Origin of the sequence: Hominiventricola filiformis (genome assembly GCF_020686965.1) — a bacterium.
Lineage (GTDB): Bacteria > Bacillota > Clostridia > Lachnospirales > Lachnospiraceae > Hominiventricola > Hominiventricola filiformis.
The window spans coordinates 78,876-103,380 of the sequence record NZ_JAJEPS010000008.1; the positions used below are offsets into that span (position 1 = coordinate 78,876).

Genomic DNA, 24,505 nt, shown 5'->3' on the forward strand with positions numbered 1-24,505 from the left:
AAAAACTGATTTTGGGAAGTATTCTGGCAGGACTGGGAACGCTGTTGAATCTGTTCTTCAGTGCTGCCATGCATAAGATGTTATCGAGGGAAGCAGTCACTTTTACGCTGGTCCCCTTGTGGGAGTGCATAAGCGGACTTTTTACAGAACAGAGACAGGGAATGCTGTTCTTATCCTTTGAATGTTTTGTAATACTGTGCTGTGTGTTGTTCTTTGTACAGAACAGCAGGTCTTACCAGTCTGATTTGATGAAGGTAACGGACGATATTGAGATACCGGTACCGGTGGGACAGTATCAGCATGGTTCCTCACGCTGGTTAAAAGAGGAAGAAAAAGAGAAAGTATTTGAAGCGTATAACTTAGATCCATCCAACCCGGTTATCAAAGAATTGATAGCAACAGGGTATGATGGACTGGATTTCATAAATAACGCAGATCATGCGGATACCGGGGATGTTGGAGAGCAGGAGTACAGAGAGCTTTCCGATATCCCCGTTCCTATACATGAGGAAACGACAAGAGAGACGAAGCAAAAGGAGAAAATGACAAGACCAGAAGAAGAGGGATTTGAAATGGTAGAGTATGAATACCATAGAGATTCCACAGAGCAGGAAACGAAGGAGATACAGGACGAGACAGCTGTACCAGAGGATCTTTCAGTACAGACCAAGACCCAAAAGAAGGAATTGTCTGGTGGTCCAGACCCATACCGCCTGATAAAAGAGGGTGGTATCGTGATCGGCATGGAGAAGTGTGGGAAAAAGGAAAAGATCTATTACATTGCAGACGATACCCATACCATTACAATCGGTGCGACACGTTCCGGAAAGACAAGGACACTGGTATTGCAGTCCATCTGTCTGATGGCGCTTGCAGGAGAAAGTATGGTGATCAGTGATCCAAAGGCAGAACTCTATCAGTATGCCGCCATCTTATTGGAAAAGCTGGGATATGATGTCATCTGTATCGACTTTAAAAATCCAGAAAAGAGTACCAGATATAATCTGTTGCAGCCGATCATTGATGCAGTGAACCGAAATGAGATGGATAAGGCAGAAATGTATGCGTGGGACATTACCAATATTCTGGTCGGTGATAACACCAGCAATGAGAAGATCTGGGAAAATGGAGAAAAGTCCACGATTGCGGCAGCGATTCTATGTGTCGTGGTGGATAATGCAAAGCGGCCAGAGTATCAGAACCTGACAAATGTTTACTGGTTCGTTGCAGAGATGTGTAAAGCAGTAGGGAATAAGGCCCCAATGCAGGAGTATGTGAAGAAACTGAAACCGGGGCATCCGGCCAGAGCGTTGTTATCCATTTCGGATGTTGCACCAAGCCGTACCAAAGGAAGTTTTTATACTTCTGCACTTACCACGCTCCGGTTATTTACATCGAGGGCAGTTTATTCCATTACCAGCCACAGTGATTATGATATTGCAGATATTGGAAAGAGGAAGCAGGCATTGTTCTTTATCCTGCCAGATGAAAAAACGACCTATTATCCGATTGCAAGCCTTATGGTATCACAGCTCTATGAGCTGTTGGTTCACCAGTCAGATGAAAGAGGCGGAAGGTTGTTAAATCGTGTGAATTTTGTACTGGAAGAATTTGGTAACTTCACAAAGATCAATGACCTGACGAATAAACTGACCGTTGCAGGCGGACGAGGTATGCGGTTTCATTTCTTCCTGCAAAGTTTTGAACAGCTTACAGAGAAGTACAGTAAGGAGACAGCAGCCATTGTCAAATCCAACTGCCAAAGCTGGGTCTATTTGCAGGCAGATGATAAGGAAACGCTGTCAGAAATCTGTGAAAAACTTGGCAAATATACCTGTTCTGCATATCAGCTTTCCAGCCAGCACGGAAAGTATGTCAATCCATCGTCAAGCAGCTCTATCAGCCTAGTGGCAAGAGATTTGCTAACAACAGATGAGATAAGACGTGTATCAAGGCCTTATCAGATCGTGGTGTCCCGTTCCCACCCTGCCATGATGCTTTCACCAGATCTGTCAAAATGGTATTTTAATCAGATGCTTGGACTTGGGGATAAGGAACATAATCGAAAAGTCAGGGAAGAACGGGAAAGAAAGCGTCCTATTATCAGTGATTTTAAAGGTGAGATACCTCTTTGGAATATATGGGTGTATTACATGAAGGACCTGATGATGAAGGAACAGCAGAAACAACAGGGAATGCCTATGCCCGTACAGCCAGGTTCCCTGTTCTCAGAAAAATTTATGCGGAGAGGAGTAAAGACAGAAAGTGAAGAAGATTAACTGGAAAAAGAAATGCAGGGCGGCAGGCCGTATGGCGATTGCCGCTCTTACTATGTTCTTCCTGAAAGCGAATACCGTGTATGCCAGCGGAATCAGTCAAAGCAAGCTGGCAACAGGAACACAGAAACTCATCGGAGATGCGACCTCATGGCTCATGATCTTAGCACCAGTCGTTGCAGGACTTCTGATTATCTATTTCTGTATTCGAAGAAGTGCTGCGGATGAGATGGACCAGAAGAAGTGGAACAACAGAATCGTGGTTGCCATTGTGTCCTGTATCGGAGCAGTCATTGGAAGTGCCACACTCAATATCATTATTGGATATTACCAGTAAAATAACACTATCCAATCATGGGAAAGGAAAAGAATGGATAAGAACCAAAATGAAGCGCAGGGACAGGCAGAATTAGAACTAAACGATGACCAGATTGCCAGAAATGATGAGGTATGTAATGCGGTATTTGAGTTGTGCAAAGTCCTAACAGAAAATCAGGAATTAGAGTGGGACATGGAGTATATCGGGGATATTGCAGATTATGCTTCAAATGCACTAACACTCTCTGGGATGAAGGTTAGATATCCAGCAGTTGTTACCTGCAAAGATGGCAGTCAGTATATTGAAGAATATGTGAACTGTGAAACCAATCTGGCGGAAGAATCTCTGAATGCAGGAGAAGAACGTTAGAGTAAACCTATTAACGAAACCAAATCTGAAAGGAAAAAATTATGATGAAAAAAATTAATGAAACCATGAACCACATGACAGTAACCGCTTATGTAAAAGGAAACCAGATGAAGAACAAAGTAGCAGATATCCTTCGCAGAAAAGAAGGGGAAGGATTTGTGGATACCGCATTAAAAATCCTGATTTCTGTTGTGGTTGGAGCGTTACTCTTAGCAGGTCTTTATACCTTATTCAAAGACAACATCCTTCCTACCCTTACCCAGAGAATCACGAACCTGTTCAACTACCGTGGATAGTTAGGACCAAGATACACAGTCTGCCGGATTGCATATGCATCCGGCAGTATTCATGTAAAAGAAGGGAGATTACAATTTGAAGATTACAGCAAAGATCACAAAGACATTTGAAGATGCTGGAAAGCTGAAAGCCTTTGCTACGATTTGCCTTGCAGATGCGTTCCTTGTGACAGGGGTAAGAATCGTAGAGTGTGAAAAGGGACTTACGGTATTTATGCCGAGCATGAAGGATAAAGAGGATGAGTACAGAGATGTTTGTTTCCCAATCAAGGCAGAAATGCGAACCCAGATCAATAACACGGTGCTGAATGCCTATGATGCGAGCTTAAAAGAAAATGAAGCGGATGAGGAATAAGCACTGTGTAAAAGGCGTACCGGGAGGTGAGATTGTTTGGAAGTGATACTGGTACTGCTGATTGTTGCAGTATTAAATGGAGCAATCGTTTACATTGATGAAATGCTTCAGGAACTTGTGCCAATGACACTGTATGCTGACCAGTATATGCTGGCAGCAAATGGTGGAAGCATGGTGGATGTGCTGTTTGACATTATGCTTGGCTTTGGTATTTCGCTCATTATCCTGAAATTCTTGAAAAAAGGGTTTGAGTGCTATGTCATGTGGACGGATGGTGACCCGGATTCAGAACCGGTAGGACTTGTCGTGCGGTTCATGCAGGCAATGGTGGTGGCAGTCTGTTTTCCAGTGATGTATGGCTGGATGGGAGAAATCGCAGAAGATCTGATCGACCAGCTGATGACGGCAATCGGAGCATCCACAGAGTATGACTGGCAGACCTGGGTCAATGGCATTTCTACGCTTGGACTGACAACAGCGATCTTTGGGCTTATCTTTATTATCTGCTATTTCATGCTGTACTTTCAGTTCCTGATGAGAGGATTGGAAATCATGATCCTTCGTATCGGTATGCCCATGGCCTGTGTAGGACTTCTGGATAATGATAAAGGTGTATTTAAGACTTACATCAATAAGTTCTTTCAGAGCACCCTTGCAGTGGTCATTCAGATATGCCTTTGCAAGCTGGGTGTCGGAATGATGCTAAATATCGGGATCAATATGAATGTGTTCTGGGGACTGGCCTGTATGGTGCTTGCCATTAAGACACCGGCATTCCTAAGAGATTTCCTGATACCGACGACCGGAGGCGGTGGCGCAATCAACAATATTTATCATTCTGTAAGGCTGGTAGGTATGGCAAAGAATCTGGCGAAGTAGGAGGCGGCTATGACACTTGATGATATTTCAAATGCAATCATCGCCCTAATCAGGGTGGGTGCAGGCTTCCGCTTCGTTTATTGTATGGTGCGACTGGAAAGTGCAGAAGAGGAAGCCACACAGTACAGGAAAAGAGCAAAGAATACAGTGCTGTTCTATATCATAGCGGAAAGTATCTGGCAGATCAAAGATATTATTCTGTACTACTATTCGTGAGGCAGAAAGGAGGAACTACGGAACGGGAAGGCTGGGCGCTTTATATCCCAAGTGGAGTAAAGACGGATAATGAGTTATTCAATGGGTTTGGAAAAAGGGAACTGATGCAGAGTGTCATCGGTTCCCTTTTTGGCGGAGCACTTGCAGCCGTCATATGGCTTTTTAGCAGGAACGTAGCATTTACAGTGGTCATGGTATTAACTGCGATCTTTGGTTCAGTCATGATGTGTACAAAAGATCAGAACAACCAGAGCGTAGTAGATCAGATAGGCAACATGATACGTTTTGCAAAGAGCCAGCAGATATACCCTTACCGCGCACTTAGCGAGTGGGGAGAATGATCCGAATACATGCAATCTTGTGTGGAAGCTAGACTAAGGCAGACAGAAAAAGAAATGTGAATACCTCTCAAACCATAACAGGAGGTCTGTTTGGAATTTTTAGACTTATTTAGTGGAATAGGCGGCTTTAGACGAGGATTGGAACGAAGCGGACATAAATGTATTGGACATGTGGAAATTGATAAATATGCAAACAAAAGCTATATGGCTATGTATGGACTGTCGCATTGTAAATATGGACAATGTGACAAAGATAACTGCTGTAAGATCTGCAAAACGGAGGTGATGGAACACTGTGATGGAAACAAATGTGAAGGCGAGTGGTTCGCAAAAGATATTAAGCAAATCAGAGCAGGAGAGATTCCAAAAGCTGAAATCTGGACTTTTGGATTTCCTTGCACAGACATTTCCCTGTCAGGAAAGCGGGCAGGTCTTGAAGGAGAGCGAAGTGGACTTTTTTTTACAGTCGTTGGCCTGCTCAAAAGCACAGATACCGAAAATAAACCCGGCATCCTTATCATTGAGAATGTTAAGCATCTGCTGTCAAGCAAGAGAGGCGGGGATTTTACCGCCGTTCTCACTAACCTATGGGAAGCAGGGTATGATGTTGAATGGCAGTGTGTCAACTCAAAAGATTTCAGAGTGCCACAGCACAGAGAACGAGTGTACCTTGTTGGATATCTTGGAGGAATCCGTGGACGAAAAGTATTTCCTATCAGCGGATCAAACAGAGCGGTTATTAAAAAAGTTATAGGCGGATACCAGGGCGAGCGCGTCTATGATGGAAACGGATTGTCTGTCACTTTGACTGCATCCGGTGGCGGTGCTGGTGGAAAGACAGGACTGTATCTTTGTGACACAAAAAAGCCAGAGGAGTGGATGGAGTGCCTGAAAGAAAATGGAGAGGAAGAATGCGGAGCAAAGAACTATGCAGGATTCTTATCTTATAAAAAGGAACCGGACATGACCAGAATTGCCAGATGTATCGTAGCAAATTATAATTCGGGCATTACCCGGTTCGGGGAAAGTTCTGGGGTGATGTACTGCAAAGCCTGTGATGAAAAGTGTACACAGAAATGTGTCGAGGCAAGGGCAGCACTTACACCAGACCGCCTGAATAAAAGACAGAATGGCAGACGGTTCAAAGAGGATGGAGAACCAGAGTTTACATTAACGACCATTGACCGGCATGGAGTAATGATGCTGCAGTGTCCGTATTATACGGGACTGCCTATCAAAGAGGCTACAAAGAAAGGGTATGTCATGGCGCGTCATGGGGATGGAATCAACCTGTCCTATCCAGACAGCGATTACCGCAGAGGCAGAGTGGGAAAACAGTGTTCACAGACACTTCTCACTGGAGCTAATATGGGAGTTTTAGTGTACTGCCGAATCCGAAAGCTGACACCGAAAGAGTGTTTCAGATTGCAGGCCTTTGATGATTTTCTGTTTGACAGGGCAAAGGCAGCCGGTGTCAGTGATGCACAGCTCTATAAGCAGGCTGGAAATTCAGTCACAGTGAACATTGTATATGAAATCGGTGTGCGCCTGAAGAAGATGGAGGGCTGCATCCATGAAATTTAACATTCTCTACGTTGACCCACCATGGGCTTATAAGGTGTATAGCAGGAAAGGACAGGGTAGGTCAGCCGAAAATCATTATCATACCATGAATATTGAAGATATCTATGATCTGGATATAGCTTCGATTGCAGCAGAGGATTCCATATTGTTCCTGTGGGTAACATTCCCATGCTTGGAACAGGGATTCGAGACCATCCGCAGATGGGGATTTCAGTATAAGACACTGGGATTCTGCTGGGTAAAACGGTGCAAAAAGCAGACCGAAAAATGGTTCTGGGGACTTGGCTTTTGGACAAGAGCCAACCCAGAACTCTGCCTGATTGCAACGAAAGGACACCCGAAGAGGTTCAGTAAAGGTGTACATTGTGTCGTAGATACACCGGTGGAAGCACACAGCAAAAAGCCGGACATTGTAAGAGAACGGATCGTGGAGCTTGCCGGGAATCTGCCGAGAGTGGAATTATTTGCAAGGCAGAGCTATCCGGGCTGGGTATGCGTAGGAAATGAGATAGATGGAATGGATATCAGAGACAGCCTGATTCAGTTAAGGGAACGAGAAGAGAAAGGAAGGGACAATGTTATGGATGTTTGAAAGTAAGGAATATGCAGTCATATTGGCAGCCAGCTTTTTAGCTGGCCTGCTGATGGATATGATCTTAAAGAAAGTAACAAAGCAGGGAGAAACGAAGTATACAGCTTTTCTATCCGTCTGTATCACGGCAGTTTTTCTTGGAACATATGGAACAAATGAACATGCGCTTGTCTGTACCTTATTCGGACAGATGCTTTTGTATGCGTCAGAATATGACCTGACCACGCATACTGTACCGGATTATGTCCATGTGCTTTTGTTGCTGATTGGATTATTGGAAATACAGTTCGTTCCGGCATTGCTGGGACTTGTACTTGTGCCGCTGCCATTCTTGGCAGCGGCCCTTTTCAAAGAAGGAAGCATGGGAGGCGCAGACATCAAGCTCATGGCAGCCTGTGGATTTATTATGGGCGTGCAGAAAGGATATATGGCAATGATTGCAGGTCTTACCCTGGCAGTCATGATACAGAAAGTATATGTAAGGGAATCAGAAAAAGGATTTGCCTTAGTGCCATATTTAAGTATCGGGTGTCTGCTGGCCATGCTTTTATAAAATCAAAAGTGGAGGAAATCAAATTGAAAAAAATATTACAGAACCGTATCGTGATTGGACTGACCTGTATCATCCTGTCACTTATCATTTGTTTTGGACTTACCCCGATGTTCAACAATGCATTGAAATCCAAAGTATCCATTGTGAGAGTCAGCAAAGATATTAAGGAAGGCGACCAGATCACAAAGGAAATGGTCACCACAGTAGAGGCAGGCGGTTATAATCTGCCAGGCAATGTTGTGTATTTGGAAGAGGATGTAATCGGCAAATATGCAAATACAGATCTATATCCGGGAGACAGCATCCTAACAAGCAAGCTGTCCGATACTCCCATGTTAAAAAATGCCTATTTAAGCAAGCTGAACGGAGAAAACAGGGCGATTTCTATCAGTATCAAATCCTTTGCGGCTGGATTGTCCGGGAAGTTGGAAGCTGGGGATATTGTGACTTTGATCGCATCGGATGTAGGAGAGAATCGGGAAACGTTAGTACCGCCAGAACTGCAATATGTAGAGATTATTGCGACTACCACCAGTACAGGGGCAGACCAAAACGTGCAGGAAGAAACAGAGGATGGGGAAGAACAGGAGCTTGCATCTGCCATTACAGTGCTTGCAACGCAGGAACAGGCAACACTTTTAGCAGAATTAGAGCAGACTGGAAGTATCCATGCAGCACTGGTCTTTCGTGGAGACAGTACCACAGCACAAAAGTTCTTAGACGAGCAGAATAAGGTATTAGAAGAACTGCTTGCGAAAGAGGCAGCGGAAACAGAACAGGAGGCCGGAGCAGAGGAAGAAATCGTGAATGATGATCCGGAAGAGATGTAGCAGAAGGAGGCAGTGAGATATGGAATACGGAAATATGCTTGCAGTAGTGGGCAGCCCCGGAAGCGGAAAGACAACGATTAGTATCAAAACAGCACAGGAGATAGCAAAGCATCATAAAAACGTCATTGTGGTGTTCGCAGATCCTTTTGTTCCAGTACTTCCGTTTGTACTGCCCATGGATGAAGAACAGAAGATATCTTTGGGAGAACTGCTGACACTGCCGACACTGACACAGAACCAGATCTTAAAATCCTGTGTCACGATACCGGATAGTGAGTATATCAGTGTGATCGGGTATTGTATGGGCGAAAGCCTCTTATCCTATCCGAAAGTCACAAGGGAACGAGCCATTGATTTTCTTGTAAATCTAAGACACCTTGCAGATTATGTGATCTTGGACTGTACATCCATTTTAGAAGCGGATGTTTTTTCTATCCTTTCCATGGAGATGGCAGATAAGGTATTGCGGATGGGAACATCCAATCTAAGAGGCATTTCTTACTATCAATCCCATTCGGGAATGATTTCAGGAACCAGTCAGGAAAAATATATCAGTGCGATTGGAAACTACAAGACAGGTCAGGTATGGGAAGCGGCAGCGGAACAGTATGGCGGCGTGTCGTTTGTTTTTCCTTATGTGGCAGAGCTGGAAAGGCAGTACGATGAGGCAGTCTTATTTGAAAAGCTGGGTACTAAGGATGCAGTAGCCTTTCAGACTGAGATCAAGAAACTGATAGCGGAAGTCTTTGGACTGCATGAAAGTGTTCCGGTCAAGGCAAAGTCTGGCGGAGCAGGAAAAAAGAAACTGACAGTCAGAAGTCCGTTTGTCTGGAATAAAGGAGAATTTTAGGAGGGAGCAGTGTGCAGGAAACAGAAATACTAAATATACATGAAACGACAGAGCTTGCAAGGGCAAGCAGTGTACTACGCACTTTTCCCGAAGTTCTTAGGGATGTGCAGGAGTACATATCGAAAAACTTTGCAGTGGTATTAAGAGATAATCCCGATGAGAACCGGGAACTGATCAAGTCCTACATTGGCAAATACTTAGAGCAGAGCAGTGTAGGTGTGGCTGGAATGGAGCAGGAGGAACTATGCGAACTTTTGTATGGAGAGATGACAGGATTCTCTTTTCTGACAAAGTATCTGTATCGAAGTGATGTAGAAGAAATCAATATCAACCAGTGGAAAGATGTAAAGATTACTTATTCCACAGGAGAAATCCTGCCAGCAAAAGAAAAGTTCAGCTGTGCCGGTCATGCAGTGGATGTCATCCGAAGATTGTTACATAAATCGGGCATGATCTTTGATAATGCACAGACGATTGTGGTAGGGCATCTGAATAATAAGATCCGTATCACAGTTATGGGTGACGGTGTGATTGATAAGGATAAGGGACTTGCAGTTTCCATTCGAATCGTCAACCCAAGAAAGCTGACAAAAATGCAGTTCGTGGAGTTTGGAACAGCAACAGCGGAGATGCTGGAAATGCTCTCCATGTGCTTTAACCATGGGGTGTCTATGTGTATTACCGGTGCGACTTCTTCCGGAAAGACGACACTCATGAGCTGGATATTGGGGGAAGTTCCATATAATAAGCGAATTGTGACCATTGAACAGGGATGCCGCGAATTTGACCTGACCGCAGAGGATGAAGAGGGAACTGTATTAAACAACGTAGTACACCTCGTTACACGATTCTCCGATGATCCAAAGCAGAACATCAACATGGTAAAGCTGCTGGAAACGACCTTGACCATTAACCCGGACTGTATTGCAGTGGCAGAGATGAAGGGCGGGGAAAGTATGCAGGCCATCAATGCTGCCAATACCGGCCATGCAGTTATTACAACGACCCACGCCAATTCCTGTGAAGATACTTACTATCGAATGGTCACACTGTGCAAACAGGAACAGCCGAGCATGGATGATGCGACCTTGCAGGGACTGGCAACAAAGGCCTTCCCATTGGTGGCATTTGCAAAAAGGCTTGAGGATAATTCCAGAAGAGTCATGGAGATTACAGAATGTGAGATACTTCCAGATGGCAGACGGAAAATGCGTACCTTGTACCGCTTTAACATCACAGACAACATCATAGTGGATGGCAGGCCAAAGATCATCGGTCATTATGAAAAGGTGGAAAATCTGTCAGAAGGATTACAGAAACGATTAAGAGAAAATGGGCTGCCATTAAAGCTTCAGGAGCAGCTCATGGCAAAAGGATAAGGGGGTATAACATATGGTCTTACTTGTAACCATTGCCTTTTTTATGGCGGTGGCAGGATGCTTTATCATGCTTGAACTGTCACCCTTTGCGTTCTTAGATGGCCTGTCGGGCTATCTGAAACCAAAGAATGACAGTATCAGGAGCAAAGTAAAGGACAGCCGGAAAAAGAAAGAAGTAAAGGGATTGCAGCTGCTCTTTGAGGATGTAAACGAGATTCTGCGCCTGACAGGAAAGAGCAGTCAGTTTTCGATTCTTTGTGTGCTGGCTATGATTCTATTTGTATTAGGTGTACTGATGGCACTGACTATGAACAATGTGCTTTTAGTTCCGGTACTTGCAATCGGATTTGCGCTGATGCCGTTCTACTATGTGAAATTCACGGCATCCAGGCATAAGAAGCAGATCAACACGGAACTGGAAACAGCACTTTCCATGATTACCACAAGCTATCTGAGAAATAAGAATACCATCATCCGGGCAATCGAAGAGAACCTGCCCTATCTGAATCCACCAGTATCGGAAGTGTTCCGCAACTTTTTGATGGAAGCAAAGCTGATCAATTCCAACACGGCAGAAGCATTAGAAGGACTGAAAAAAGGAATGGATAATGCAGTATTCCATGAATGGGTGGATGCAGTGGTAGCGTGTCAGGAAGATTACAATTTGAAGAATACTCTGCCGTCGATCGTGTCAAAGCTGTCTGATATGCGTGTGGTATCTTCCGAACTGGATCTGCTGATCTATGAACCGGTAAAAGAATACATTACCATGGTATTCCTCTTATTTGGCAGTATTCCATTATTGTATTTTTTGAATAAAGACTGGTACGAAACACTGATGTTTACCGGATTTGGAAAGGCACTGCTTGCAATCAGTGGTGGAGTATTGTTCGTTTCAGTGGCAGCGATCGTAAAACATACGCGCCCCATTGAGTACAAGAGATAACGGAGAGGAGAAGAGATGCAGAATATCATTTTATTGCTCTTTACCATTTTTTTTGCCACAGGAAGCTACTTTCTGCTGGCAGAACTTTGTAAAGTGCCAAGTTACAGGGCAAGTAAAGTTATCTTAAATGCAGGAAGGAAACGAAAGAAACAGGTCAAAGATTCGGACGCATTCATTCTGGAACTTGCAGAAAAACTGGCGAAGATCCTTCCAATGGAAGAATACAAAAGAAGAAAGATCGCAGGCGTGCTGAAGTCGGCAGAGATATCCATGACACCAGAAGTATATGTGGCGCAGGCTTATGTGAAAGCAGGACTGGTACTGTCAGGTATCATTCCATGCCTGATATTCATTCCACTCCTGTTTCCAGTATTCCTTGTATTGGGAATCGGAGTTTATTTTTCCGAGAGTGGGAGTGCAGAAAAGCTGATAAAACAAAGAAGGGAAGAAATCGAGTTCGAACTTCCGAGATTTGTAGCGACCATCACACAGGAACTGATGGCAAGCAGGGATATCTTATCCATGCTGGAAAGCTATCAGAAGAATGCAGGCCCGGCACTCAAGAATGAATTGATGATAACGACAGCAGATATGAGGACGGGAAACTACGAAGCGGCATTGACAAGGTTGGAAGGCCGTGTATCGAGTGCCATGTTATCAGATGTGGTACGTGGACTGATCGGGTGTATCCGTGGAGATGATGGAGTAACTTTCTTTCGTATGCTGTCCCATGATATGAAGCAGCTGGAAGTCCAGCGTCTGAAAAGACTTGCCATGGAGCGTCCACCGAAGATCAGAAGATATTCCTTTGTACTGCTTGGATGTATGCTGATGATCTACATGGGAGTCATGGGGTATCAGATACTTGGCACGATGTCGGGAATGTTTTAGGAGGAGCCAATGAGGAAAAAGATAAAGAAAGTATGGCACTGCCAAAAAGGAGAGGGCTATATTGATGTGGCGGTAGGTGTTCTGTGCCTTATGCTGGTAGTGGAGCTTTGCATGGTCATACTGCCAGTGTTCATGAAAAAACAGCAGTTAGACAATTTTGCATCCGAGATTGTGAGACAGGCAGAGATTACTGGCAACAGCAACGTATCAGGCCGCATCAATGAGCTGAAGGCCCAGACGGGATTAGATCCGCAGATATCATGGGACTGTGATTACTTTAATGGAACAAAGGTACAGCTGAACGGAGATATTAAAGTGACACTGACCCAGCGTGTGGATATCGGATTTTTCGTATTCGGTTCTTTTCCCATAGACCTTAGAGCAAGAGCCAGTGGAAAAAGCGAAGTGTACTATAAGTGATGGAGGTAATTGTGAAGAAAATCCAAAAAGTCATAAAGGATAAAAGAGGAATGTCTTATCCGCTTACCGTTTCGCTTGTGCTTGCACTTCTGATCCTGTTATGTGTCATGGCGGAGTTCTTTCGACTGAATGTGATTGCCTATGGAGTGAGGGAATCCCTTCAGGCATCTGTCATATCCGTAGCGACCACCAATTATAATGAAGTCTATGACGGAATCAGGGAAGGATACAGCGGTGGCTATGCGATGAATGGAAGCGGGTGGGAGCAGAATCTTGATTATGGAGATGTGTATAACAGTCTGGATGGCATCTTGGGGACACAGATACAGGGAAATTATCATGTAAAGCCACAAAGTAGTGGATATGAATACCGAGTGTCAGATTTGAATGTTACGATTGTGAATACACCTTTTGCACCGGGAAATGCGAATCAAAATTTTGAAGCACAGGTATCCGTGTTATTAGAGATACCATTATCTTTCGGGTGGGAAATGCTGCCGCCTGTGAGAATGACGATACATACCAAAGCGGCCTATATGCCAAAATTCTGATTACAAAAAATAACTGGACGCGTAGTAAGAAATCTTGTATGATGAAATTGGATAAAAAATAGGCCGACATTTGCCATAAAAAAAGAATGGAAAGTGAGGTCTTTTAAGATGAAAAAAGATTATAATAAGACAAAGAAATTAGTGATTATGGGGCTTGCAGTGGTTGCAGTGTGCCTGTTCGTTGGTGTGTGCATCTATCTTTCAAAGATGGGAAAACCAGAGCCGGTAGAAGCAGAACCTACGGAAACGGTGACAGAGACCACAGAGATAAGCGTGCCGGAGATCGTTGTTCCAGAAGCAACAGAAGAACAGCCTGTGACAGAACAGATCCATGATACAGAAATGCAGTCTGAACCAGAAACAGAAGCGGATACCATCACTCCAGGGCAGGATAATACATCTAAGAGCGAAGCAGAAGCTCCGGTAGAGAAACCAGAGGTATCAAATGAGGAAGCACTTACCAATCCAGAGCAGGAGCCACAGTATGAAGCAGAAGTGACACAGCCACAGACGCAGCCGGAACAGCCACAAGGCGGTTCGACCAATGAAGCTGGTCAGGTCTATGTACCGGGATTTGGATATATTGATGATCCGGGACAGGCACAGGGTGGTGTAGCGGATTCTGATGGAGATTGGGATAAGCAGATCGGCGATATGAATTAAATATGGGATGTATTAATGAATGTAAGCAAGAGCATGGCGCAGGCCATGCTCTTTTTTTCGGCATCAAAGCCAGAGAGGAGTAAATTTGAGAAAAGTATTAAGCAGCCTTTTCTTATGTCTGATATTACTTTGTTCTACGACCATGACTGCATTTGCAGATGGAAATGGAAACGTAGATGGCGGCGGAGGAAATTTGAATCAGGGAACAGAAGCCTATAACTGGCCGGGCAGTTCTTATCAGGGAGTCCGTGTAACGGTAGTGGATGCAACAAGTGGAGCAATTATCTGCAATCCGGTTGACTTTACGAATAAAAATATCGCATCTATTGCAGGTAGAATCATTCATTTTGGAAAAGTGAGTAAGATACAGTATAGAAATGGTGCATCACTTACACCGCAAAGTTCAGGATATGTATATTATGCGCCAACAAATGCCATGCCGCCAGTAGTATCCAGCAACAGCAATCCAGCGAGTATTGCAGCGATAAAACGATATTTTTGTTCTGAAGGTGCAGCATCCATGGTAGCAAACCGTACTGGAATTAATGTAACAAGTCTTACAGATGGAACGTATAAACTGGTCATTGAGCCAGTGATTTATCTGATCTACAATCATTTATACTATGCAATGACAACCACAGAAGCAGGACTTTACAACCGTATGTTAGGCGGTGACTTAGGGGCGCATTTTCCTACGGTAGTCATGAAGAATCTGGCTCTTGCTTTATTTCTGGAAAATGCAGATCTGGGATTTCAGGCATGGACGGGATCAAAGACAACAGCACGAACCACGGATGAAATGATCAATATCCTTGGAATAGGAATTATCAGTTACCAGGGTGCGCCGGTCACGGATGTGGTGTATGATGCAGAATACCGGATTGATACGGATGTGATTACAGCAGTGACTTTATCTACCACCAATGAGATTAACAGTGATAGTACAGCAACGGTATCTTTTTCCATCAATGGCAGGACCTATCATATGACGGGTATTGTAATACCAGCAAATCGAAGCCAGCTTGTTTGGGTAAAGTGGCACACACCAAGCAGTCCGGGCGAAGTGAACATAAGCATATCAACAAATAAAGGAACATTAAGCAATACCAGCATTCATGCAAATGTGGTAGATATGAATGGTAATCCGCCACCAGACCCTACGGCAGATGACAGAAACGACAGTTTCCGTACTCCATCCATACCGAACAGACAGAATGTGACAAGCCTGTCGTGGGGCGTTTGGAGCTGTAGATGGCACGCAAACTGGGTATGGGTGCCTGACTGGGACTGGGAGAGCGGAAGCCACAGTGCAAGTTGTCCGGCAAACTGTAGTTCCAGCCATGGACATTGGGTAGATAACGGAGAGTACGAAGATCAGGGATGGTATGATTACACATGGCATTCTTATTCGGCATCTCTTTCCACAAGCATGGATATTTCAGCAGATGCGAAGAACCCAACTGCATCCGGTAATGTCATGAAATCCGGTTATGGAATCAACATGACCGCAAGTACACGTCTTAACTCTGGAGCACCTTCCAGCCATATCACTGGCGCACAGACCTGTGTGGCCTATTTCCCTGAATTTCAATACGATTACTACTGGAGATTGTTGGAACGGACAAGTGGCGGTTATTCAGCAGATTTTCAGTTCCAGCAGAATGAGTACAGCACATATAACAGAAGGGTACATTTTACACCGGTGTGGTATCCGAATGGAAACTATACCGTCTATGGCATCATCATGGATGCATGGACACCGGGAGGAATGCTGCAGGCCGGAAGGACAGACAGTATGGCAATCAGGGACAACCTGTTTTCAGACTGGCATGTAAGGCCGGTAAATTAATTTTATAGGAGGTTCAAATGGAAAATTTCATGTTTCCCATTATCATGCTTGCCGTCACCTTAATTGGTGGCGGTATTTTGATGCTATTCTTAAAGAGCGGAACAAAGCGTCCACTTACAGAGAACGAGAACGCAGCTATGGTAACAGCACAACAGTTCATCAATATCAAGGACAGTCAGGATAAATACCTTTATACCCGTGACGGCATGATATTTGTATATCTTCGTATTCATGCCATTAGCATCGACTTGTTCAGTAAATCGGAAAAGAACGTACTGATCAAGACATTGACCGCTGAATTATCAGACATTCAGTATCCATTCAAATTCCTTGCACTATCAAGACCGGTGGATATCTCCCCACTGATCACAGAAATGGGGGATATGTTAAAGGAGGCAGAAGAAAAGCGGAAAGAAATATTACGTCAGGAAATATTGCAGATGGGAAGTTATGCTTTGTCAGGCGAAATCGTGGAGCGGCAGTTCTATATCGCAATATGGGATAAGCAGGACGAAGGAAGTGAACGGGATATGTTAAAAAAAGCATCCCTTTTATGCGAGAAGTTTGCTGCAGGGGGAGTGGTAACAGATATTTTGACAAAAAAAGAAATCGTAAGGCTGGTCAATCTTGTCAACAACCCATCCTATACCCATTTAGAGGATGCAGAGACCAGTGCAAGTATTCCAACATTGAAAGGAGTGATGTAGCCCATGCGAAGAGGACAGACAGAAGAACAGATACCCGTTAATTCTGCTTTATTAAATGTAGTCACGCCCATGGGGCTGGAATTTCAGAAGAACCGGCTTTCTGTAGGGGAGAATCTTGGAAAGATTTATGGGATCATACGCTATCCACAGAAGGTAGATGTAGAATGGCTTTCAAAGCTGACGAATATACCAAGTACCTTAGTGTCAATCGGATTTCATCCGGTAGATAATGGTACACTGATCAATGCCATATCCAAAAGTGTGGTCCAACAGAGAGGACTTGCAGATGGGGCAAAGGATCCACTTTCCAGACAGCGTGCGGAAAAGGCCGCCGAAGATGGAGAGAAGGTCATCATGCAGATCGACAGAGAGGGTGAGACAGTAGGCCTGATGAGTGTTGAGGTCATGCCAGTGGCAAAAGATGAAAAGGAGTTCAAGAAAGCCTGCCGCAGAGCAGAGAGCGTGGCAAGTGTAATGAAGTGCAAAATGCGAGTCATACCGAATCTGCAAAAAGAAGCATTCATGCACTTATCCCCAACGTTTCCCAATAACCCGAAAATGGAAAGCATCTTGCAGAAAGTAGTTCCATTTTCCACTTTTGTGGGAGGATTTCCCTTTTCCAGCAGTGGTTTTAATGATGGAGAGGGGTATTATTTTGCAAAAGATACCAGTGGCGGACTTGTGATTGTTGACACCTGGAAGCGTGGTGGAGACAGGACCAACAGCAATTTCTGTGTCATGGGTAATTCGGGGGTCGGAAAATCAACAGCCATCAAACATATCCTGCTGGCAGAATACATGAAGGGAACCAAGATCATCGTTATAGATCCTGAATCAGAATATAAGGATATGTGCCTGAATCTGAAAGGAGACTGGATCAATGCAGTAGGCGGTTCCAAGGGCATGATCAATCCCCTTCAAGTCCGTCCATCACCCAAAGATGATGAAAACGAAGCAGAAGAAAATCGTCTGTACCATGATGAAGGGTATGGAATGAACGATTTGGCATTACACATGAAGAATCTGGAGATATTCTTTAGCCTTTATATTCCATCCCTTACGGATATGCAGAAGGCTGTCTTGAAAAAATGTCTGGTAGAGCTGTATCAGAAGTTTCATATATCGTGGGATACAGATATCGCAGCATTAAGCTCCACTGATTTTCCAATCTTTTCGGATCTATACAAGCTGGTGCAGGAAAAAGCGAAGTCAGAACGGGAAGGAAAGACTTATGCTGACCTTGCATTGCTTCTCTATGACATTGCGGAAGGTGCTGACAGTTTTATATGGAACGGATATACCAGTGTATCCAGTGACGCACAGATTACCGTTATGGATACCCATGCATTGCAGGAGACTGGGGACAATGTAAAACGAACCCAGTATTTTAATATCCTGACGTATGACTGGGAACAGATGAGCCGTGACCGTAATGAAAGAGTACTGCTGATCTGTGATGAAGCATATCTGATGATCGATCAGAAAGTCCCACAGTCTTTAGTGTATCTTCGTAATGTAATGAAACGGGCAAGAAAATATGAGGCAGCACTTGGTATCATTTCCCACAGTCTGGTGGATTTTCTTGGAGATGCAATCAAGCAGTATGGACAGGCATTGCTTGATATCCCATGTTACAAGATACTGATGGGAACAGACGGAAAGAACCTAAAAGAGACCGCAGACCTTTATGATCTGACGGAAGCCGAGCAGGAATTATTGCTGTCCCGAAAGAGAGGCCACGCCCTGTTCATGGTAGGAGCAAAACGACTGCATATTCAGTTTGACATTCCAGAGTATAAGTTCAAATACATGGGAGCGGCAGGAGGACGATAGATATTCAAAAAATTTATCATATAATGACTTGCTGAATGAAGGAAAAACGGTTATAATGACAAGACAAATAGGTTATTTTTCTTCCTACTGGACATTATACTGTCTATACAGGTACAGTGAAAGGTGGTATAATATGTGTAGGAATGAAGATGAAGTGAAGCATACCAAAAAGGAGGAACAGGCAATGAGCGCAGCTATGAATCAAGTGAGACCGTGTACTATTTCCGAATCTATTATGCAGTCATGTAAAGAAGTAAAAAATATGCGTGAAGGCAAGACTCCAAAACGTTCTTTGAACGATCTATTTACGAATATTGAAAAATGGAGCAAAGAGGAAAAAAATAAATGTACGAAGTAATCCCAACCGAGCGGTTCGAGAAGGACGTTAAGTATTATGTGAAGAAAAAAGGGTTTGTGCATATAGGTACGGACATCAAAGCAATAACGGATGAATTGGAGAAAGGAAATCTTGTAGGAACAGAGATTCCCGGTTTGAAGATTGCAACAGAAGGACATACATTTAAGGTAAGATCTGCAAATTCAGATACCAAAATGGGACAGTCCAATGGATACCGTATTATATATTATGCAATCCGTGATGATGAGGAAGTATATCTGCTTACCATTTATTACAAAAAGGATGATAACAGGATACCTACAAATCAGGAAATCATAGAGTTAGTAGAAAGCTATTGTATGTAAATACATAAAAAATAATGAGAGCCATTTGATACAGTGTAAAAGCTGAGTCAGATGGCTCTTTTTGTATATCAGTATGAATTTCAGGAGGTGGAAACATGGCTGATCCGGCACTTATTAAAATTGCTGTAGAGGCAGCAATACAGGTGGCAAAGGATGAAGAGAGCAGGAAACGTCTGCTTGCCATTATCCTTGCGCCGACCATTTTCCTCTTGATTCTGATTGCTTTTATTCTCTATCTGGTTACCAGTCCCCTGTCTATGCTGACAGGGTGGCTGGTAGGGGATGAAATCAGTGTGGTAGAAGAATTTCAGAGGGATTATGGTTTTAACCAGAGTATAGGTATTTATGATGCTGACTATGTGGCTGGCAGTGGACAAAGTTATGAAGGTGTCACGCTAGGAAGTGAAGGTGAAACACAGGTTGTTTATTTCAGTCAGTTCGATGAAAGATGGAGAGATCAGAACTATGGACCAGATAAGATTGGTACGCATGGCTGCGGTCCCACCAGCATGAGCATAGTTGTCTCTACACTGACTGGTGAGAGTGTAGAGACACCAGCAATGGCACAGTGGGCATATGATAATGGATATTGCTGTCCGGGGAATGGTTCTTATCATACATTGATTCCATCCGCAGCGGCAAACTGGGGATTACAGGTAGAAAGCAATTTATCGGCGCAGGGGCTGGTGGATGCACTTTCTTCTGGAAAACTTGTGGTGGCAATCATGGCAAAGGGACATTTTACATCTGGTGGTCACTTTATAGTGTTACGAGGTGTGACAGCAGAAGGAAAGATACTGGTTGCAGACCCGGCAAGTATAGACAGGAGCAATCAGGAATGGGAGTTATCCATTATTTTAGATGAGGCAAGAAGAGGAGCTGGAGCGGGAGGCCCGTTCTGGGCAATATCAAGATAAGGAGTAAGACCACTTAGGTGGCAGAAAAGAGGCGAAGATGATTTTATATCTGACATCACAACAGCATACGAATCTGCTGGATTTTCTGACAGAGCAGACAGATGCACTGCCAATCAAGAAAATGACCGGTAATTTTATGCTGAAACAATTTGTCATATATGATATGAGGAATTTCTCACATTGTACGGAATTAGTATTGGATCGGGACGCATTTGGGGATGATGATATACACTTTGCAGAAGCAATTGAAGAATTTCTGACCATGTATAATGCCAGAATAACGGTGATCTGTGAAGGCTTGCAGGAAAGTGCTCCACTATGTCACGATTTGTTAGAGGCAGGTGTTGGAAATATTGTTACAGCAGAGGAAATTGGAGCAATCCAGAATGAAATCAGGCAGTCTTTGAGCGGACAAGGCATGACACGTTACAAACCGAAAGAACGTACAAAACCGCAGGAAAAGGAAAAACTGTATCAATTTGCTACAGAAGGAGTAAGGATTACCATGGTAAGCTCACAGAGTCGAATCGGAACAACCACGATGGCACTTGGCCTTACGGCATGGCTTGGGAGTGTGGGTGCGAGTGTGGCATATGTGGAGCATAACAGCAGCGGAATGATTCCTTATCTGTCAGAAGCATATGAAATGGACGAGGAAGCAGGAGGTTTTCGGTTGGAGAAGATGTGGTATGGAACACAGAACCCGGATGCAGGATTTCACTTTATTGTAGAAGATTATGGAACAAATCTGCCAGAAGAAGTGGGGGAAGTCGTGGTATTGGTATGCGGAACAAAGCCTTATGAGATTGCGCATACCATGAAGCTGCTACAGCGATATGAGACCACACCAGCATTTGTGTTATGCCCTTTTGTAGATAAGACGTTGTATGACACCTATGCAGATGCATTTCAGAGTGATTACCATAAAGTATTGTTTGCAGAATACCAGCCTGACTGCATGAATGGAAAACCAAACGAGAAAGTATTTACGTCAATGATTGAAACATATATAGCCGGGGTATGATCTGCCCCGGTACCAACATAAAAATGAGAAAAGTGAGGATAAGAGCATGAACCAGTACGAAATGAAGCAGAGAGCATACCAGTCCAATTTGAAAAGCAGAGCATTACAGGTCCTATTATATTTAATTGATCGTTCTAATAAGGAACAGACCTGCTTTCCTGCTGTTCCTACCATTGGGAAGGAATTACATATCAGCATTTCAACGGTAAAGAGAGCTATGAAGGAATTGGTGGATGCTGGTTATGTGACAAAAGAGAGCCGTTTTCGTGCTGGGAATAGGGGACAGACATCTAATTTGTATACGTTGTATTTTCCAGAACAAGAGGAATGTGGTAATCTGGATAAAGCAGTATCAAAGGCAGAAAAGAATAAAACTATTACAAAAAAATATGAGGAAAATACACAGAAAATGATTGTAGATGAAAATGTAGACTGTAAGAATCAAAATGAAATAGAGCGCAGTGGGGCAGAACAAAATATCCAAAGTAAAAAAGAAAATCTGATTGTGGGGAGTTTGAAAAAAAGAGAATGCAAAAGGAAGTTAAATCCCATTTTGCGTCATAATGGGCTTACAACAAAAGTATTTTATTCTATGTGGACGGGGGAGGAGGTCAGTTTGATACCACCTTGAACCTTCAAATTAACTAAAAAAATAAAAGCGGAAAGAAAATATTATAGAATACTAAAAATATATTGAAAGATAAGACAGTAAAAGGGTGCAGCTATTATCAAATATAGCTACACCCTTTTACAAGGTTAAAATTTTCTTAATTGCTTGAGAGAATCCGGTTTTTTCGGATCATGGAAAATATAGGCGCAACGACTATTAGAAGCCATGGTAGCGGATACAATTGCAAGGCTACATAAAGATTGAAGTACAAGATTTTTCTTGCTTAGTAAAGTTTTAAATGATTTCATGTGGGACCTCCTTTGTGCGAATGATAATGCATCTGATTTATTTATAAAATCAGTGTCATGATAAATCAAAAAATTTCTGATTAATCTATCATGTAGAAATTAGGAGTCTCCATGTAATTTTTCCGGTGGATACAATAGGACCGTTGCCTTGAACAACCCATTTTTATAATCCAGAAGCAGTTCTCCATTATATTTTTTTACAGTACGCTGCACAGAGTCCAGACCTATCCCATGATTCTTTTTGTCCTGTTTGCTGGTCACGATATGGCTTGCTGAGTCTTCCATGACTTCTCCTTGATATGGATTTTCTACCATAATACTGAGACTTCCCTTGACCAGCGTAACTGATACACTCATGTATCTATGCCCTGTTGGAAAACATCCGACAGCTTCCATGGCATTATCAAGAAGATTTCCAAGTATAATGCATAGGTCTGCACCGTCAAAGGGCAGACGATCCGGAACGAACACATAGCACTTCATGTCGATACCCTCTTTCTGTGCAAGAGAAAACTTGTAATTGATGAGGGAATCTATGACAAGATTTCCGGTACGTGATATTTCATTTTTATAGATTTTGTTGCTGTCGAGGATATCATCTATCTTAGAGGATGCCTCATCAAGCTTTCCATACTGGATCGCTGCTTTCAGATCGACCAGATAGCTGTTAAGGTCATGCCGTATCCTTCTTGTATTCTGGTAAGCTTCTTCTCGTTCCATTGCCTGCCTGTTGCAGAGAACGATCTGCTGTTCGTAAGCAAGATTCCTTTTTTCCATTTCTGCGTGATTTCCAAGCCTGTCATAAATATCGAATGTAATATAATTGATCATCAGCATCAGTATTGTGGTAACCGTAAAAAACAGGTGGTCGGCACCGGATGATGTGATGAGGTAGGTGTTATGTATGATGTAAAATGTTGCAAGCGGAATCAAAAAAAGCCTTAACCAGTAATGAAAAGGCATATCTGTATAAAGATTAGATTTTCTATATGATTTTACCATATGAACAGCTATGTACATGGCTACTTTTGAAACGGTACTGCCCACCACAAAGAAATATAGATTATCTTTAATATCAGTAAGCAGAAGAAGATTATTGGTCACTACTTCAACCAGCATCCAGACAGAATAAAGGATACCAGAGAGAAACAGGGCTGTTTTAGTGTTCACATGATATGAAAATTTATAGATGGAGAACACCAGCACAATGTTTATTATGAGAATAAGAAGTGGCATTCCAGCAGTAGATACCATTACCTGGTACTGGAAAAGTCCATAAGCTCCCCAGGCGAACCATTTCAGATAATTTTTCTTCTTTGTATTGTGAAATGCATGCAGATAGGTATTTACGATTTGAGAAGAAAAAAGTATCATAAGGACATTCAACACTCTGTACTCATCCATTCCAACGTCCCTCCATTCCTGCCATGGTGCAGAACAGGGTGCGTACTGCCTTCTGTCTGTCCTCACTGATCTGGAGTACAGTACCATCAGACATACAGACTCTATCGAAGTTCATACTCTTAATATAGTCAAAATTCACAAGATAGGACTGGTGTATCCTGATAAAATTTCCATTACGTTCTGAAAGCTGCCTTTCCACATCATTCATTTTCCCATAGAATTTGTTCTCTGTATCATCTGAAACAGCAGATCCATTTTTAAGTGTATGGATATGCACGATTCTGTTCTGGCTCTCAAAGTAATAAATTCTATTCAATGGAATCTTCCTGACAGCTTTGTTGTAAGTGAATGGAAAATACCCAGATCTTTCGCCGATGCGTACATAAGCAGCCATAAAAAATTCATGGAAGATTCTTTCATCAATAGGTTTTCTCACAAAACGAAATGGCTCTGTGACAGACATTTCCACTGCATAGTTCTCATGGCTGGAGACATAGATGAACAGTGCAGGGACCTCCATCTGCCTTATTAATTCAGCAGCACTGATACCATTGACCATTGGCATTTCAATATCCAGATATATCAAATCATAGCATGCTCCCTGACGAATACTTTCCACAATGGTCGATCCGTCAAAAAACACCTCACAGTCAATTTTAATATTCTGCTCTTTTCCTATCCTTAAAAGAAATGATTCTATCGTAGCTGTCATTGGTACATCATCATCACATATGGCTATATTTATCATCTGCATCAGTCCTCCGTTTCTTTTATATCTATATCTCCTTCATATTCGCTCAATGCATACTGACAGCAACGTAGAACAAGTTCATTAAAGGAT

General features: G+C 43.1%; 30 protein-coding genes. 27 read left to right on the plus strand and 3 right to left on the minus strand.

Annotated elements, in window-relative coordinates:
• Positions 1-11 precede the first annotated feature (11 nt).
• From LKD36_RS09525 to LKD36_RS09655, 27 genes are all read left to right on the plus strand, one after another.
• On the plus strand, positions 12-2,279 hold the full coding sequence (locus LKD36_RS09525) for a VirD4-like conjugal transfer protein, CD1115 family (RefSeq protein WP_308459478.1): 2,268 nt from the start codon (positions 12-14) through the stop codon (positions 2,277-2,279).
• On the plus strand, positions 2,266-2,613 hold the full coding sequence (locus LKD36_RS09530; RefSeq protein ID WP_118030282.1) for an Mbov_0395 family pilin-like conjugal transfer protein: 348 nt from the start codon (positions 2,266-2,268) through the stop codon (positions 2,611-2,613). The genes LKD36_RS09525 and LKD36_RS09530 overlap by 14 nt, the downstream gene beginning before the upstream one ends.
• A gap of 33 nt (positions 2,614-2,646) precedes the next feature.
• Complete coding sequence (locus LKD36_RS09535) at positions 2,647-2,964, plus strand: hypothetical protein (protein ID WP_055163350.1); 318 nt, start codon at positions 2,647-2,649, stop codon at positions 2,962-2,964.
• Positions 2,965-3,071: 107 nt separating this feature from the next.
• Positions 3,072-3,260 carry a DUF6133 family protein gene (locus LKD36_RS09540; RefSeq protein ID WP_334294492.1) on the plus strand — a complete coding sequence of 63 codons (189 nt, stop codon included), beginning with the start codon at positions 3,072-3,074 and terminating at the stop codon, positions 3,258-3,260.
• Positions 3,261-3,336: 76 nt separating this feature from the next.
• Positions 3,337-3,615, plus strand: a complete 279-nt coding sequence (locus tag LKD36_RS09545; protein ID WP_055163348.1) for a SpoVG family protein — start codon at positions 3,337-3,339, stop codon at positions 3,613-3,615.
• Positions 3,616-3,657: 42 nt separating this feature from the next.
• Positions 3,658-4,494, plus strand: a complete 837-nt coding sequence (locus LKD36_RS09550) for a conjugal transfer protein TrbL family protein (protein WP_330429052.1) — start codon at positions 3,658-3,660, stop codon at positions 4,492-4,494.
• A 9-nt stretch (positions 4,495-4,503) separates the two neighbouring features.
• Positions 4,504-4,710 carry a hypothetical protein gene (locus tag LKD36_RS09555; protein ID WP_055163344.1) on the plus strand — a complete coding sequence of 69 codons (207 nt, stop codon included), beginning with the start codon at positions 4,504-4,506 and terminating at the stop codon, positions 4,708-4,710.
• Complete coding sequence (locus tag LKD36_RS09560) at positions 4,707-5,051, plus strand: hypothetical protein (RefSeq protein WP_055163342.1); 345 nt, start codon at positions 4,707-4,709, stop codon at positions 5,049-5,051. The genes LKD36_RS09555 and LKD36_RS09560 overlap by 4 nt, the downstream gene beginning before the upstream one ends.
• Positions 5,052-5,141: 90 nt before the next feature.
• Entirely contained in the window at positions 5,142-6,635 is a 1,494-nt protein-coding gene (gene dcm / locus LKD36_RS09565) for a DNA (cytosine-5-)-methyltransferase (protein ID WP_055163341.1), read from the plus strand.
• Positions 6,625-7,227 (plus strand): MT-A70 family methyltransferase, encoded by a 603-nt coding sequence (locus LKD36_RS09570; RefSeq protein ID WP_055163340.1) that lies wholly within the window; start codon positions 6,625-6,627, stop codon positions 7,225-7,227. Before dcm ends, LKD36_RS09570 begins: the two co-directional genes overlap by 11 nt.
• Positions 7,211-7,780: a prepilin peptidase gene (locus LKD36_RS09575; protein ID WP_055163339.1), complete on the plus strand. Its 570-nt coding sequence runs from the start codon at positions 7,211-7,213 to the stop codon at positions 7,778-7,780. Before LKD36_RS09570 ends, LKD36_RS09575 begins: the two co-directional genes overlap by 17 nt.
• A 23-nt stretch (positions 7,781-7,803) precedes the next feature.
• Complete coding sequence (cpaB, locus tag LKD36_RS09580) at positions 7,804-8,610, plus strand: Flp pilus assembly protein CpaB (RefSeq protein ID WP_055163338.1); 807 nt, start codon at positions 7,804-7,806, stop codon at positions 8,608-8,610.
• A 19-nt stretch (positions 8,611-8,629) separates the two neighbouring features.
• Positions 8,630-9,460: a zeta toxin family protein gene (locus LKD36_RS09585; RefSeq protein ID WP_055163337.1), complete on the plus strand. Its 831-nt coding sequence runs from the start codon at positions 8,630-8,632 to the stop codon at positions 9,458-9,460.
• Positions 9,461-9,471: 11 nt separating this feature from the next.
• Positions 9,472-10,839, plus strand: coding sequence for an ATPase, T2SS/T4P/T4SS family (locus LKD36_RS09590; RefSeq protein ID WP_243086206.1), 1,368 nt, complete (start codon positions 9,472-9,474; stop codon positions 10,837-10,839).
• Between the two features lie 13 nt (positions 10,840-10,852).
• Positions 10,853-11,785 (plus strand): type II secretion system F family protein, encoded by a 933-nt coding sequence (locus LKD36_RS09595; RefSeq protein ID WP_308459479.1) that lies wholly within the window; start codon positions 10,853-10,855, stop codon positions 11,783-11,785.
• Positions 11,786-11,800: 15 nt separating this feature from the next.
• Positions 11,801-12,676: a hypothetical protein gene (locus tag LKD36_RS09600; protein ID WP_055163335.1), complete on the plus strand. Its 876-nt coding sequence runs from the start codon at positions 11,801-11,803 to the stop codon at positions 12,674-12,676.
• Between the two features lie 9 nt (positions 12,677-12,685).
• On the plus strand, positions 12,686-13,096 hold the full coding sequence (locus LKD36_RS09605) for a DUF4320 family protein (RefSeq protein ID WP_118030286.1): 411 nt from the start codon (positions 12,686-12,688) through the stop codon (positions 13,094-13,096).
• 11 nt (positions 13,097-13,107) lie between these two features.
• Entirely contained in the window at positions 13,108-13,647 is a 540-nt protein-coding gene (locus tag LKD36_RS09610; RefSeq protein WP_118030287.1) for a hypothetical protein, read from the plus strand.
• A 108-nt stretch (positions 13,648-13,755) separates the two neighbouring features.
• Positions 13,756-14,310, plus strand: a complete 555-nt coding sequence (locus tag LKD36_RS09615; RefSeq protein ID WP_055163333.1) for a DUF6550 family protein — start codon at positions 13,756-13,758, stop codon at positions 14,308-14,310.
• 85 nt (positions 14,311-14,395) lie between these two features.
• Positions 14,396-16,159: a hypothetical protein gene (locus tag LKD36_RS09620; RefSeq protein WP_308459480.1), complete on the plus strand. Its 1,764-nt coding sequence runs from the start codon at positions 14,396-14,398 to the stop codon at positions 16,157-16,159.
• Positions 16,160-16,176: 17 nt separating this feature from the next.
• Complete coding sequence (locus LKD36_RS09625) at positions 16,177-16,866, plus strand: hypothetical protein (protein ID WP_118030288.1); 690 nt, start codon at positions 16,177-16,179, stop codon at positions 16,864-16,866.
• A gap of 3 nt (positions 16,867-16,869) precedes the next feature.
• The gene (locus tag LKD36_RS09630) at positions 16,870-18,699 is read left to right on the plus strand and encodes a VirB4 family type IV secretion system protein (protein WP_308459481.1); all 1,830 of its coding nucleotides are present in this window, start codon (positions 16,870-16,872) and stop codon (positions 18,697-18,699) included.
• Between the two features lie 133 nt (positions 18,700-18,832).
• Positions 18,833-19,057: a hypothetical protein gene (locus tag LKD36_RS09635; protein WP_118583244.1), complete on the plus strand. Its 225-nt coding sequence runs from the start codon at positions 18,833-18,835 to the stop codon at positions 19,055-19,057.
• Complete coding sequence (locus LKD36_RS09640) at positions 19,045-19,401, plus strand: hypothetical protein (RefSeq protein ID WP_055163328.1); 357 nt, start codon at positions 19,045-19,047, stop codon at positions 19,399-19,401. Before LKD36_RS09635 ends, LKD36_RS09640 begins: the two co-directional genes overlap by 13 nt.
• 95 nt (positions 19,402-19,496) lie before the next feature.
• The gene (locus tag LKD36_RS09645) at positions 19,497-20,318 is read left to right on the plus strand and encodes a C39 family peptidase (RefSeq protein WP_055163327.1); all 822 of its coding nucleotides are present in this window, start codon (positions 19,497-19,499) and stop codon (positions 20,316-20,318) included.
• A 37-nt stretch (positions 20,319-20,355) separates the two neighbouring features.
• The gene (locus LKD36_RS09650) at positions 20,356-21,342 is read left to right on the plus strand and encodes a hypothetical protein (RefSeq protein WP_055163326.1); all 987 of its coding nucleotides are present in this window, start codon (positions 20,356-20,358) and stop codon (positions 21,340-21,342) included.
• A 46-nt stretch (positions 21,343-21,388) separates the two neighbouring features.
• Positions 21,389-21,973, plus strand: a complete 585-nt coding sequence (locus LKD36_RS09655; protein WP_055163325.1) for a helix-turn-helix domain-containing protein — start codon at positions 21,389-21,391, stop codon at positions 21,971-21,973.
• A 125-nt stretch (positions 21,974-22,098) separates the two neighbouring features.
• On the opposite strand, the gene LKD36_RS09660 is transcribed toward LKD36_RS09655, so the two are convergent.
• The 3 genes from LKD36_RS09660 to LKD36_RS09670 form a co-directional block, all read right to left on the minus strand.
• Positions 22,099-22,260 (minus strand): cyclic lactone autoinducer peptide, encoded by a 162-nt coding sequence (locus tag LKD36_RS09660; RefSeq protein WP_118583240.1) that lies wholly within the window; start codon positions 22,258-22,260, stop codon positions 22,099-22,101.
• 99 nt (positions 22,261-22,359) lie between these two features.
• Positions 22,360-23,664 carry a sensor histidine kinase gene (locus LKD36_RS09665; protein ID WP_308459482.1) on the minus strand — a complete coding sequence of 435 codons (1,305 nt, stop codon included), beginning with the start codon at positions 23,662-23,664 and terminating at the stop codon, positions 22,360-22,362.
• Positions 23,657-24,412: a LytR/AlgR family response regulator transcription factor gene (locus LKD36_RS09670; RefSeq protein WP_070104501.1), complete on the minus strand. Its 756-nt coding sequence runs from the start codon at positions 24,410-24,412 to the stop codon at positions 23,657-23,659. Before LKD36_RS09670 ends, LKD36_RS09665 begins: the two co-directional genes overlap by 8 nt.
• Positions 24,413-24,505 lie beyond the last annotated feature (93 nt).